Origin of the sequence: Pseudomonas sp. GW531-T4, from assembly GCF_017349615.1 — a bacterium.
GTDB classification, from domain to species: domain Bacteria; phylum Pseudomonadota; class Gammaproteobacteria; order Pseudomonadales; family Pseudomonadaceae; genus Aquipseudomonas; species Aquipseudomonas chlororaphis_I.
The window spans coordinates 24,375-36,718 of the sequence record NZ_JACMZT010000054.1; the positions used below are offsets into that span (position 1 = coordinate 24,375).

At 55.2% G+C, this 12,344-nt stretch carries 15 protein-coding genes and 1 tRNA gene; 9 read left to right on the forward strand and 7 right to left on the reverse strand.

Annotation, left to right across the window (positions count from 1 at the left end; all coding sequences use genetic code 11):
- Positions 1-156: 156 nt before the first annotated feature.
- From J4D28_RS27625 to J4D28_RS27635, 3 genes are all read right to left on the reverse strand, one after another.
- The gene (locus J4D28_RS27625; RefSeq protein ID WP_103331771.1) at positions 157-1,086 is read right to left on the reverse strand and encodes a fimbrial protein; all 930 of its coding nucleotides are present in this window, start codon (positions 1,084-1,086) and stop codon (positions 157-159) included.
- Between the two features lie 202 nt (positions 1,087-1,288).
- Positions 1,289-2,011, reverse strand: coding sequence for a molecular chaperone (locus tag J4D28_RS27630; RefSeq protein ID WP_016703272.1), 723 nt, complete (start codon positions 2,009-2,011; stop codon positions 1,289-1,291).
- A gap of 843 nt (positions 2,012-2,854) precedes the next feature.
- A complete protein-coding gene (locus tag J4D28_RS27635) occupies positions 2,855-3,145 on the reverse strand; it encodes a hypothetical protein (protein ID WP_016703893.1) in 291 nt (96 codons plus the stop codon).
- 1,504 nt (positions 3,146-4,649) lie between these two features.
- Here J4D28_RS27635 and J4D28_RS27640 point away from each other — a divergent pair.
- The 3 genes from J4D28_RS27640 (at position 4,650) to J4D28_RS27650 (ending at position 5,525) form a co-directional block, all read left to right on the forward strand.
- A tRNA-Leu gene (locus tag J4D28_RS27640) sits at positions 4,650-4,736 on the forward strand.
- A gap of 209 nt (positions 4,737-4,945) precedes the next feature.
- Positions 4,946-5,182: a YceK/YidQ family lipoprotein gene (locus tag J4D28_RS27645; protein ID WP_009049373.1), complete on the forward strand. Its 237-nt coding sequence runs from the start codon at positions 4,946-4,948 to the stop codon at positions 5,180-5,182.
- 193 nt (positions 5,183-5,375) lie between these two features.
- A complete protein-coding gene (locus J4D28_RS27650; protein ID WP_007921689.1) occupies positions 5,376-5,525 on the forward strand; it encodes a hypothetical protein in 150 nt (49 codons plus the stop codon).
- A 315-nt stretch (positions 5,526-5,840) separates the two neighbouring features.
- Here the strand turns inward: J4D28_RS27650 and J4D28_RS27655 are convergent, their stop codons facing one another.
- Entirely contained in the window at positions 5,841-6,233 is a 393-nt protein-coding gene (locus J4D28_RS27655; protein ID WP_177477922.1) for a hypothetical protein, read from the reverse strand.
- Between the two features lie 348 nt (positions 6,234-6,581).
- Here J4D28_RS27655 and J4D28_RS30540 point away from each other — a divergent pair, with 348 nt between their 5' ends.
- Complete coding sequence (locus J4D28_RS30540; protein WP_256587701.1) at positions 6,582-6,779, forward strand: hypothetical protein; 198 nt, start codon at positions 6,582-6,584, stop codon at positions 6,777-6,779.
- 68 nt (positions 6,780-6,847) lie between these two features.
- The gene (locus tag J4D28_RS27665) at positions 6,848-7,234 is read left to right on the forward strand and encodes a DUF5329 domain-containing protein (RefSeq protein WP_038632885.1); all 387 of its coding nucleotides are present in this window, start codon (positions 6,848-6,850) and stop codon (positions 7,232-7,234) included.
- A 104-nt stretch (positions 7,235-7,338) separates the two neighbouring features.
- Here J4D28_RS27665 and J4D28_RS27670 read toward each other — a convergent pair whose 3' ends face one another.
- Together J4D28_RS27670 and J4D28_RS27675 are read right to left on the reverse strand one after the other, a co-directional pair.
- Positions 7,339-7,767: an N-acetyltransferase gene (locus J4D28_RS27670; RefSeq protein WP_103331774.1), complete on the reverse strand. Its 429-nt coding sequence runs from the start codon at positions 7,765-7,767 to the stop codon at positions 7,339-7,341.
- Positions 7,768-7,937: 170 nt separating this feature from the next.
- Positions 7,938-8,267: a hypothetical protein gene (locus J4D28_RS27675; RefSeq protein WP_009049368.1), complete on the reverse strand. Its 330-nt coding sequence runs from the start codon at positions 8,265-8,267 to the stop codon at positions 7,938-7,940.
- A gap of 586 nt (positions 8,268-8,853) precedes the next feature.
- On the opposite strand from J4D28_RS27675, the gene J4D28_RS30795 reads away from it, so the two are divergent.
- Both J4D28_RS30795 and J4D28_RS27685 read left to right on the forward strand, forming a co-directional pair.
- Positions 8,854-8,994, forward strand: coding sequence for a hypothetical protein (locus J4D28_RS30795; protein ID WP_371920950.1), 141 nt, complete (start codon positions 8,854-8,856; stop codon positions 8,992-8,994).
- A gap of 147 nt (positions 8,995-9,141) precedes the next feature.
- Positions 9,142-9,549 carry a hypothetical protein gene (locus J4D28_RS27685; protein ID WP_103331775.1) on the forward strand — a complete coding sequence of 136 codons (408 nt, stop codon included), beginning with the start codon at positions 9,142-9,144 and terminating at the stop codon, positions 9,547-9,549.
- Between the two features lie 471 nt (positions 9,550-10,020).
- Here J4D28_RS27685 and J4D28_RS27690 read toward each other — a convergent pair whose 3' ends face one another.
- Complete coding sequence (locus J4D28_RS27690; RefSeq protein ID WP_080577950.1) at positions 10,021-10,494, reverse strand: hypothetical protein; 474 nt, start codon at positions 10,492-10,494, stop codon at positions 10,021-10,023.
- A 115-nt stretch (positions 10,495-10,609) separates the two neighbouring features.
- Here J4D28_RS27690 and J4D28_RS27695 point away from each other — a divergent pair, with 115 nt between their 5' ends.
- Positions 10,610-11,041 (forward strand): anti-virulence regulator CigR family protein, encoded by a 432-nt coding sequence (locus tag J4D28_RS27695; protein ID WP_009049364.1) that lies wholly within the window; start codon positions 10,610-10,612, stop codon positions 11,039-11,041.
- 424 nt (positions 11,042-11,465) lie between these two features.
- The gene (locus tag J4D28_RS27700) at positions 11,466-11,978 is read left to right on the forward strand and encodes a fimbrial protein (protein ID WP_103331776.1); all 513 of its coding nucleotides are present in this window, start codon (positions 11,466-11,468) and stop codon (positions 11,976-11,978) included.
- The last annotated feature ends 366 nt before the right edge of the window (positions 11,979-12,344 follow it).

The following is a 12,344-nucleotide window of genomic DNA, read 5'->3' on the forward strand; positions in this document are numbered from 1 at the left end:
AGGCTCTCGAACTCGATCCTTGTTGTTCCGCCTGGAACCAAGGAAGAAGCGCTCTCGATCGCGAATGATTGGCTTGGCTAGCCAGGCATCTGCTCGACTGGCGAAGCCTCCTGTCGTTGATTCGAAGGAGGCAAGCAGGATGGCGAGCGGAAAGGGTTACCGGTAATCCACAAACACGGTCATCGCACCGTTTACCGTTCCCGGTGTGGCGACTGTGTCGGTTCTGATGTAGGACGCCTGCATCGGAATGACAAACGAGCCACCTGCCGCCTTGCTGTATCCATCGACCGTTATCGAACTCCCCATGGTTGCTGGAGTGCCCTGGGCGTTTTCGACCCGGATCTTTATGCCGCTCGCGGTCGAACCGCCAGCCAGCGGCAACACCCCTGGCGAGTTCTCGATCACGCCGCCAACCGGGTCAAGGGTATAGCCAATCCGGTTATAGCCCTTGGGGCAGTTGTTGACCTGTATCTGGAAACTCTGGGTGCCGGCTGTCGAGCCGATGCGCTCCAGGCGCTGAATCAAGGTTTTAGGTAGCTTTACCGTCTGGCTCGGCACCGAGCAGGTACCGTCGATTGGGGTGATAGTGCCCTTCAGATAGATTCGAAGAGAGTAGCTGCTCTCTACTGTATCGAGCTCGTAGTAGTACGGTGAGACCTGGGCGCTTCCTGCAAGGGAACCGCCTAGATTTACTCGACCATCGCCGAGTAGCTGTACTTCGATTGGCCGGTTGGTCTCGAGCGATAACGCTTGAGTTCCGAAGGCTCTTCCATTGATCAACAAACGAGTCGATATGCCTGAGACGTTCGTGGTGATTACTGGTGAAGTTGAGGCTCCGCCCTCGCCATTTGGGTAGATGCGAAGATACTTGATTGTGCACTTCGATTGGCGGCATACCTGCATCGGATAGATGTAGTGCCGAGCCAGTATGGTTCCGCTGGCCGTGTTCTTCGGGATCGACAGTTCCATCCCAAATGCATCCTCAGCGCTCGCGGACGGTGACACGGCGAGGGCCATGAGTGCAATTACGCAAAGTTGTGGCGCGATGAACAGGGCGTTGATCTTTTTTTTTGCTGTGGTCTTCATTGCCTGTTTCTCTCTGATCGACCTTGAATATGGTTCGTGGGTGAGTCGCTCTCGAGCTCCCTTGGCTCCATTCGTTCGGAAATGATTCTTTTGTTGGCTGCAGATCGTTGGCGAAGTTTGTACTTCACTAAGAAGTGATATTCAGCCGATAACAAGGCGCTGGGTTAAGCGACAAACAAAGCGTTCTGATCTTTAACTATGCTCAGCTGGAAATGTTGCTTGAGTGCTGTACCGCTAATCCATCGTCGTTGATGCTTTCGAACTCGATCTTTGTTGCTCCGGCTGGAGCCAGGGAAGAAGCTCCCTCGATCGCGAATGACTGGCTTGAATAGGGGGGCAGCATTGCCGCGGGAATCGGATAGTTGTTCGAACCGCTCTTGAGGTTCACCGTGCCGAAAGAGATGTGAAACGCTGAGTCATTCCTCACTTCCAGGCCCGGCTTGCCATCCTTGGGCACCATGCGCCACTTCAACCTGGATGGGGCCTGGCCAACGTCGCCTGGCAAGTCGGCGGGCCGGTAGAACAACTTGATGCGCTGGCGCACGGCAATCTGCAGGATGTTTTCATCCTGCGACTTCTGGGGGACTTCCTGCACGCTCAACCAGAACACCGACTCCCTGTCCGCCGGAAGCCCCGCGCCCTGATACAGAACACGCAACTGCTGGCGTGCGTTCCCGTTCAGGCGTTTCAGGGGAGGGGTAAGGGCAAAGGGGACGTCCTGATCGGTGCTAGCACTGAAGGGCTCGATCCAGGACTGGACCATGAAGGGGGTCGATTCATCGTTCAGCATTAGAACGGAAGCTTCCTTCTTCGGCGCAACCAGTACCACTCGGTTTACACCCAATGAGATGCCAGCATGGGAGGGCATGGCAAACAACGACAGAAATCCGGCAAGCGCCGCACTTACGGCAAGGTGCTTTTTCATGAAGTTTCTCGAGACAACTGAAAGAGACATCAAGGCGCCTCTTCTTCGTGGAGTGTTCAGAAAACCGTGCGACGGGTTGTGGAACTTTCGCCGCATGTCCTGACTAAGTGCCCGGGCATACTAGTGGCGTTGGATTTCTCCAGGTATCAGGCGATTCTTAAAGTGCTACTGGTCCTATCCAGGGGCACTGGGATACCAGTGCAAAGTCGTGGTGACTTTGCCGGAGCCTTCTACAGCACGTCATATTCAACGAACCCTCTGAAGCTGGCATTTTCGACCGAACATAAGCCTGGAGAAGCGACCCTGTGTGACGCCGCAAAGGTGCGGGCTTTTTATTGGCTGGAGGGAAGCCGGTGTTCCACCGCTTTTAATGGGGGCTGGGTTCCGTGGTGCTTTGTCCTCCCAGAAATCTCCTGGGTGAGTTCATCGGGGCTATTTTGTTGCCTGTTATCTCCAGCAAAATGCGCAATCCCTTATCCGTCTTCCCGTGATGAGTAGGTCCAACCCGTCGCACCAAGGTACCTACTGTCTCCGGCGTCAGTGGCGTGATTCATAGGGCTGCACGCACCTGGCGTGCCCGGCCGGATGTTCAACGAACTATCAGAATTACTGACGATGGTGATCAAGGACCGATTGCTTTGTTGCGTATCAGGCGTTATCGCAAAGAAGTTTGCAGAGACAAGTAGTGAAGTGCTTTTGTCTAGGTGTATTGAGACATAAGAACTCAACTAAATATGAGGGCGTCTGGTGGTCGCTAGTCGGATGAGTGGTTTACTTTTTTACGGGAATGGCCAGCATCTTGTACGATACTGGCCATTTTATATATGCGCTTACTGCTAGGTATTACGCATTTGCCACTTTTTTCTTCCCGGCCGCAGCGACTGGGTTAAGAGTTCGGCCGTGATCCTTTACGAGGTTGTCTTCGATGACAATTGCACTGTTGCAGGAGACGTAGTATTCAGTTGTTTGGGATTTATCCTGTATGGCCATCAAGTAACCCCTTGGGTCACTACGTTTCCAGGTGTCACCGCTGCCTTGCTCTAATGGGTAGTAAGCGTCACTGCCGTCTTTCTCCCATGTGCTGATTGCCACGTTAACTACTGCGCTTGCTCCGTTTGTGACTGTGATGCTCATGTTCATATTCCTTTTTGATTGTGCATTCCATGAGTTGGCTCCCTATTCAAAATCAAATTGCAGACTTGCCACTGCTACGAGAAAACAGTAGTTAGGTTAACTCATTGAAGATGTCGTGGAGTATTGATGGCAAAGGCGATTGATATCGGTGTCAAGAGTTGTGTCAGTTTCTTGAGCTGATATGTTTCGTTTCCTCCTTCGATCATAGATAGGAATACAGTCAAGCCTGTAAACAGGTAAAAGCAAGGTACCTCCACCTTTATGAAGTGACGGTTCCGACGAGTGGTAGAGTTAGTGTCAGAGTCAATTGTTTTTGCTGTTTTATCAATGTTCGCTCATGTGGGTTCTGCATCGAGATTTTCAATCTGGGGTAAAGGTGCTCCAACGGCGCGAAGGTCTGGCTATCGAACCTGACAGATGACATGCGCTTGCTCGCCGAGGCGGCGGTCACTCGTTGCGCTTGGGCACATCTTCCAGCTGTGTTTTACAGTGCTAAGGTCAGTCTTGCCTTGGCCAACGGTTCCTGCCGCATGTGCGAGTCAATGGAGTCCCATCCACCGCCTCGCTATCGCTGCCTGTTCAAGAGACTGGCTTGGTGGTTAAGGAAAGTGCCGCTCTCTGTTCGCCGAGTTGGATAAGCAGCATCGCCAGCCCCGCCTCGAATGCTTCTGTCTATACGCTGGCCCGTCCGATCACCAGGCAGCCTTCCAGCACGACCAGGGTGCTCAAGGCACAACCGCTTCGTCATGGCACCCTTGACCAAGTCGTTCTCGCCTGGTGGCGTCGCCACGGCACAGGTGGCGGCCTACTATCGTCCAGGCTTCTTCAAGCCGTTCAGGTTTCTTCAGAATTGTCTTCGAGACATGCGCGACCGCTCTGGATAGAGTGGTCGCGCTTGCCCGGCCAGGTGTGTTTACGATGGAATGCTGAACGGCCAACAGCTGGTCAGGGTGGGCGCCAATTTATCAGGCATTACGCCTGGTGATCTTGTGGCACCTTTGAATAATCCCTCGTTGAAAAGTCCGGAAGAGCGATGCGGCTCTGTCTCTTTATTGTCCTCGCGTTTAGCTGATCGCGCCTTCGCAGTTTGGCCTTTGGCCTGCCTCTTCGACTTCGCTGGCCCATGGGGTTAGTGGCGTCACAATCCCTACACTGGCTGGGCAAATCTGTCTTCGCCTGTTCGCCCAGCTACAAGCCTTTTAAAATCAGATGGTTACGCCGTTTTTGCTGTGGTAACCTATTGAAATATCTGGTTTTATCAGTGGAATGCGGCGCCATCTGCACCGGTTCGGTTCTGGCAGTTGCTCCCACTTATAAAAATAGCGCTGTAGATCGATGATTTACGGAGCCTTTTTGTTTGTGGCCGTACTCGACCTCCAGTCTTGAATTTGACGCCAACGAACTTGCTTCAAGGGTAGGGGATGTATATATTTCACCCCCTTGCCGCAAGGCGCTGAAACGGCTCAAGCAATTCAAGCCTTTCAGATTGCAACACCGCGCTACCGCCCGAATGGCGAAACTGGTAGACGCATGGGACTTAAAATCCCCCGCTCGTAAGGGCGTGCCGGTTCGATTCCGGCTTCGGGCACCATCTATCTCAAGGGTTTGCTGGCGAAAGCTGATGCAAACCCTTGTTCGTTTCCGGTTCGCACATTCAAATCCGCTCTGCGATTTACGCGGTTGAGAGGCTGCCTTTCTGCTGGCGGAGGTATTTCTCTTTCATCACCACTGGGAAGTGGTGACGGGCGTATTGCAGAGACGTCTACGCCGCTCCGCAGATGGATGTAATAAGGACATTACGTGTTTCGGAAAGTGATTCTGTTACTGCTGATCAGTTGCTTGAGCGGCTGCGCCGCGGTGGCGATGCGCATGGACTACGACCACCCTTGCCCCTACAAGGGCGTGCGCCTGGACTGGTGGTTGGTAGGCACCTCCCATGGAAAGCTGATTCCCTTTTTACTGATCGACGCGCCGTTTTCCCTGGTGGTCGATACGGTGTTCTTCCCCTTCGAGTATCAATACAACTGCAACTTCTGATCTGGCTCGGCGTTCATTCGCAGAGGGGGGTGTAAGCCCTGTGCAACTCGCCCGCGGCCTTGGGTGATGCGTATTCGCCATTAGCACACCAGCCCTAATCGTCTGCTACCGAGGCCAGGCTTATAGTGCGCACGACCATCCTCGTCGGGGTGGTTCTTACAAGAAAGTGCCGATACGAAAAAGGAGATTCACCATGTCATTCAAGAAAATCGTCTACGCCTCCGCCGTGGTCCTGGCCCTCACCGCCTCGAACGCCCATGCATTCGCCAGAGACTGTAACGACTCGCTGTGGAAGTTCAGCGGTATCGAAGCACTGACCTGCATCTTCTCGGGCCAATGGTGATTTGCCGTTTCCTGGGTTGAAGCTGTCCCAACGACAAGGCTGACTGTGAATGGCTAATCCGGTCAGCCTTGTTGCTTTTCCATTCGGGCGCAAATCGCGCTGCTCTCAATCCCCCATCCAGGCTGCGTCGATAGTTGCCGGCTGCGGAGAAGGCTGAACGAGAGGGGGCTGCTGGCGGGTAAAACGCAGCAATCTGCAAGGCATTCTGGATGCTTGATCTTCGATATGACGGTCAATGAGTACCGGGTGAACAGGGGGACACCACAGTGCTACGTTCACCCCGTCACGGCCTGCAACGTCCTGCGATGTCGGGCGTCAAGTCTCGGTCTTATCGCGTTTTTCAGGTGAGTTTTTTCTGTTGAAGCGCGCCGAGATGTCTTGGTAGGTCTCGTTATCGGTTGCAGCGAGCAGTGTCTGACCATCCTTCAAGGTGGCCAGAAATGTCACCTCGGTATTGTGGCCCGCCAGAAGATAGCCGGCGACGGCACCCACAGGCCCCAGAAACATGGCGCCAACCATTCCCAGGCCTATGGCGCTCTTAATGTTCTTGTTCGAGTCGGTATTTTCGACGGTCAGTTCCTTGAACTCGGAGACGAGAAAACTTTTCCCTATCAGCGGCTTATTGGCGGTTTTGAGCGTGATGGTTCCGCGCAGATACTCCGCGTCACCCTGGGGGAAGTCACCGGCCAGCACTATGATCTTTGCCATCTGGAAAGGCCCCAGGCGATCATTTTTAGGGGGCCATTGCGCGCCTTAAGGGATAGGGCGTCAACGCTGCGACGACGACTGGCGGCACCATTGGTCTATGACGGGGCAGAAGCGCTGCCGGGCCTGGGCATGGGCAGGTATGCGTGGCAAAGAAGGGCTGAGGCGGCAACGCTCAAGGCTGCGCTCGACGCGGCATTCGAGGCCCGGAGGCGCCAGGTATCGACAAAGCAGGGAGTGGATGCAAGCGTCCAAGTGCAGGCCGGGCGAGTTTGGATCAGTGCGGAACAGCGGATACACTTGCCGCCACACCTCTGGTGGGCTGGACGGATGAACCAAGGAAGCGTTTCAGTGATTATTATTCAAAACCCGACACCCAAACTGTCTTATGCAGAACTTGCCAAGATGATTGAGCAGAAGAGGGCGGTAGAGCAGGTCAATCTGCTTGACGCCAAATTGAATCCAGCCTTCCTGGCCAGACTTGAGGCCGCTATAGAAAGCGCGGATGCGCAACAGGGCGTTCAGCCGGTTTTCCCTATCGAAGTTTGACCGACCTGGCGCCGGGTAATGCTCGGCCGATCCGACAACAGTGCTCAGTTTCAAGACAAGGACGAATGATGCGAATTTTTACCGGTGAACGGGCTCGATGGTTGATGGCGGCGGGTATCGCCGTCTTGGCAATGGCGACTAACGCGCAGGCGCAAACAACGCCTCAGGCAGCCCAGGAGATAAAGGGCTTGTTGGACTTTGTCGAGCACAGCCAATGCCAGTTCGTGCGTAATGGCACCGAGTATCCAGCCCCCCAAGCACGGCAGCACCTGGAGAAAAAACTGAATTACCTCGAGGGCAAGAACATGGTGAGCAGCGCGGAGGACTTTATCGATCTTGCCGCCACTAAAAGCAGCATGAGTGGCAAGGTTTATGAAGTGCGTTGCGCTGCTGGATCGCAACCGGCAAGCAGCTGGTTAAAGGCAGAGTTGCAGAGGCAACGCCAGCCTCATTGATTCAGTTTTTGGCCAGGCAAAGCCCAGCTCGTACGCTGGGCTTTTTGGTTTTTTGGGGGGCAATAAAAAGCCAGGGCTGGATATACCGTGACGGGCTACTTGGATCAGAGCGGGGCGCTGCTCATAAGGTATTCCTGCTGCCCCGTATGTTCATCCGTCTGCTCGTGGGTCACGACAAAGCCTTGTGCCAGGTAAAAGCCGCAGCTGGCCGTATTGTCCTTGTATACCGCCAGGCTCAACACGGGACGCTGTGCCCTGGCATGGGCGAGCAGTTGCTTGCCAATCCCCTTGGCCTGGAATTCAGGTGCAACAAAGAGGGCGGCCAGCTGCTCGTCGTGCAGTGAATAGAAACCCCGCACTTTGGATTGTCGCTCGAAGACATAGGTCTCTGACGCCGGGAGGTACAGGTTGCGCATGTTGTCGACTTGCGACTGCCAGAATGAGGCATCGATAAAATTGTGGGCTTTCAGCGAAGCCTGCAGCCAGATGTCCAGCACGGCATCCATATCTTGCTGTTCAAATCTTCTGATCATTTCTCTTCCGCTTCTCCTGACAACGGGTTGCAGGCTAGAAGCAGACGCTGGCCAGTTCAAGAGCCAAGCTATTGAACGAAGCAGGAGTGCGGCGGGGGAGGCGACCGACTGATCGAGGATCAGGCGGTCGCAGTCGGATTTCAAGGCTCCACTGATTCAGTACGGATCAGTCAGGAGATGTGTGGGATTTCATCGATATACGCGATTCGCTCACCGTTGTGGAAGATTTCAACCGCGCTGTAGAGCACGGAGTTTGGCGGCAGCACCCGGGTGAACCTGACTTGCGTGCAGGTGATTACCTGAATCCATTGCCCTGGCCTTTGGTACAGGTGCAGATCCAGCATAAGTATTGCCGGGTTGATACCCTGCGGGACTCGTACCGTCAGATAGGCCTTGACCCCTGGGTTGGAGACTTCAACGTCTCCGACTACATGAAGTTCGTCCGGTTTGGGTGGCATGGTGTCCAGCCAGGCATGCCAGTTCGTGCAGTTCGTGATCATTTTTCCGTTCCTTGAGAAATGAAGCCCGAAGCTTGAGGTACTGCGGTTTCGCATGGCGCTTCGTGTGCCATCGAATCGAATGCCTGGCCCGATCCTCTCCATTCACCTGTGCGGACCCGTGCGACCAGATATCTCATGTCTAAGGTGTAGATGAGGAACGGGGGGCAGCTCTCAGGCCTGGACGAATGGCATTGGCAGACGTCGCTCGAGCATCGAAAAAGCCCAATCATCCTTTGGCCTTTGTCGTTTTACCCTCCTTGTAAAACAACCCTTTAGCCCGCACAGGTTGCTGGCTGCACGGCTAAGGGATGTGCCGGACGAACGGGCTGTAAGTCGGCGCGCCAGGCCGCAAGCTCTGGCCATCGATAAAGTCCTGCTCCTGGTTGAACGGGATCGACGGCCACTGTGCCCAGCGGGTGAGCCTGGCCTGGTAATCGAGGGTTCGCTGCTCCAGGTATTTTGCTGTTTCCGTTCTGCCTCAGGAGCCAGCCCGCCACGCACGCCGTGGATGAGGTAGGGCTCCAGCACATCGAAGCCGATCGAGCGACTGGACTTCGCCGAGAAGCCCGCCCATGTCGAGTATCGGCTGACGGCGGTAGCCTGCTCTTTGGTCGACACCCTGGCCGCGCTGGATCGTTGGGCCGAGCACAACTTCCCGCAACTGGTCGCTGCCCGGGCGCTTTACGATGCCCGGCTACTGAGGCAATCGGCAGGCAGCGGAGAGTAGAACGCGCAGTTGCAGCGTGATTCCCTCCTGGCTTTTGGCAGATATCGGGCCTGACCTTTATGGGGTTGCGTGTCCTTATATGCCGCTGAAGTGCTGGCCTCGTTCTTACCGAACGTTGCCGCGACCCTCACAACAAGGAGGCTCCAGGTGATTGCAAAGCTGCTCGTGACGATCGGGATAATCTTCTACGCCGTTGTGGTACCGGTGCTGGAGATCAATCAGACCCATGTTTTCAACCCGGCCTGGGAGCCGCACGCACGGTTGCATGAGGTCTGGCAGTTGTTCACCAATACGGCGATCGGTGCATTCAGCCTGTGGCTGGTGTGGTTGAAGAGCAACCTGCGCCTGTCCAGCCTCCTGACCCTGTTCGTCACGGGCGGCTTCTTGGCGGCTTACTGGCTTCGGCAGTCTTACGGTGGGTCGATGGTGCTCACCGATGGCTCTGAGAAGCTGATCCTGGGCGTTAACCTCGGACTGTTTGCCTACACCCTGGCGATCCTGTTGGCGGCGATCGCGGTTGCGATCGACCGGCGCCAACCCAGGGCGCGACTCTGAGCCAGAGCGGTTTTGTAGAAGCAAGAAAGCAGAAGCCCGGACATGCCCGGGCTTCGTTGGATGGGTGCCTGTTCAGCGTGAGTAGGGCTTGCCTTCACGCCGCGTATTTTCGACCGACAACCTGCGCCTACGCCTTTGCACCCAGCTACAGAGGGCGTGCACAGGATGAATGAACATCGCCAGCACACACAGCAGCAGGACAATGAAGATGGACATCAGACCGAGACCTTCATGGGAAAACATCGTGGGTTACTCCTGTAGTTCACTTTGTCGGTCCCAGAAGGGTAGGCACTCAGATGCTTCGCTTCATGAAGGTTACTTAAAGATAATTTCATCCATGCGCGAGTCGTGAGGGCAAAGAAGGGCGGGGCAGATACTAAAAAGCCCGGGGCTGGGCCGGGCTTTCATGCGGGCAATGCTGACCAACCGGCAGTGTTGAAACCGACTCAGCTGGAGAGCATGAGGCTGGGTCTATCGATCATTCTTGCTCGAGGAGACGCTGGCTTTGCCCAGGCCTTTCGAGTTGTGGTCACCGGGCGTGGTGTCCGAGATCGCGGTGGCTTTTGACAGCCCGCGGGTGTCTTTGGAGTGAGCCACGCCGGAAGTGGTCGAACCATGGCCGTTGCTGTCATTACGAATGCTGCCGTAATGGTTGCCATTTTCTCCGAGATTGCGAACCGACTTGCCGGCCGGGTCGCTTTTCAGGCCGCCGCTATGGCCCTTGCTGCTGACCCCTCCGGAGTGGCCGCCTGCCTGGCCACCATGACCACCACCATTGCCGCCACTATTGCCACCGCCATGACCCCCGCCGTTACCACCGCCATTTCCGCCACCATGGCCACCACCGTCCTTTGCATAGGCGGACGTCACAGGGAGCAGAGGCGCCGCTGCCAGCATCAGTACGCAGGTCAGGGCCGTCACGAGATTTTTTTTCTTTAAAAGCATGATCGCTTCCATAGATAAGGAGAGGTTTGCATGAACTAAGACGCAATCGGCTGTCTATAGTTCGTGTGTCATGACGAATGGCACCACGGCTGGATTCATGCAGAGGACCGCAGAGATGACGACTCGTTCGGTTGTAGCTGTTTTAGCAAGCGCCGCGTTTTTATTCGGCTCGACTGCCTTGTATGCGGACCCAGGGAACGGCAAGGGCAATCCCCACGGCAATCAGGGTGGGCACGGCAATAAAGGCAACAAATCCCAGGACTACAGGTATGGCGGACCTCAAGTAGATGTCGGCGGTGTGCGCGTGATCATTGGCGACAGTCGCGACTACTGGTCACCCGGGCCGGCCCTGCCGCCAGGCATTCAGAAAAACCTGGCCCGAGGCAAACCCCTGCCGCCGGGTATCGCGAAAAAGCTGGATGGCCGGATGCTAAGCCGGCTGCCGCACTATGACGGTTATGAGTGGCAACAGGCTGGTACTGACTTGATCCTGGTCGCCATTGCGACAGGCATCATCTACGAAGTTCTGCACGACGCGCTGGACTGATTCAGTCCGGCCCGACCCGCAAGTAAAGCCCGGTGCAAGACCGGGCTTTTGCCTGACACACAGCATTCCATTCCCACCGATATTCCCTCTCCAACATCCTGTTTGACTCCGGTTTTCCTGTCTTTCGTTGGCCCAAATACAGGTAACCGCCTTGGCGGTGATTTTGCCGAGCGTCCTCTTCGGCAACATTCCAGCGCGATCTGATAGTTGAGTGGAGCGTTTCGGAAGTGTCCTAAGGACGTTGATTGGGCGCCGTTTTAAGGTTTCAGCGTTCGCCGTGTGCGCTTTTTGGATTGACACCGACTGTCGAGCCGGCGGCGTTTCGCCCATTGAAAAAGCGCAGGGCGACAGGCAGAAGAGTGGCCTGGGTGGTTGCTCCGGACTGAACCGATCGCATGTTTGCATTCAATTAAAGGAATAAATAATGCCCACTCAAAATGTTGGAAAGTTCTTTGATTTTCGCGCCAGGGTCACCGCTCCCACGTGGACGATCGATCCTGGTCATGGCCTGGATGCAGGTGTTGTTTCTGGAGTTGCACATCGGCGTTCCAGCGGCATGGAGCAGGTGGTCGAGCTGGGCACATCGAGCCTTGATGTGCTTCAGGCGGGTGGCAGTTTTCCGCAGCTGTTCAGCGTCGAGTTGAATGAAGACAGGCTCAAGGGGGCGAAAAAGGTCCAGATCTACTTTGACGGCATCACCAGTGATGGTGTGATCTTGATGAATGATTACGAAAAGGCCGGTTCTGCACGCAATGTTGGCGTTCAACTGCTGGATAGCGAGGGAAAAGTCGTGCTTCTGGGCCATGAAGGCCGTGCCGAGTACCCGGTGGCACCGGGTTTCAGGCTGTCCTTCGCAGCGAGGTTGGTCAGCTCCGGCGGGCCTGTGGAAGCCGGTGAGTTTTCCTCGTTTGCGGAGTGCGTGATCCTGTATGCCTGACGGCAGGCAAGCGGTTCACGCAGACGTTGAATCATGCGGAAAGCCAGACGGTGGTGCTTTTTTACTGACGTCAACAAGGTGACGAATCGGCCATGGCCTGAAAAAACATGTGGTTATTTAAGGGTTTAGAAAGCATTTAGGGTAAAAATAACCTCAAAATATATTGTTACATGTTCTCGGGGACGTTAAGATAGCCCCGCGTTCACCTACCACGGTTTATGCATTTTTAGCCCCAAGTGTCCATCAGCTACTTGGGCTTTTTTTTGCCTGAAATTTGCCTGCGGCGATCTTTCACGTCGCTCTGCAAGGCAAAAAAAAGGTTCTTCACGGAATTCCGGGAAACACAGAAACAAGAACGCCGATTTG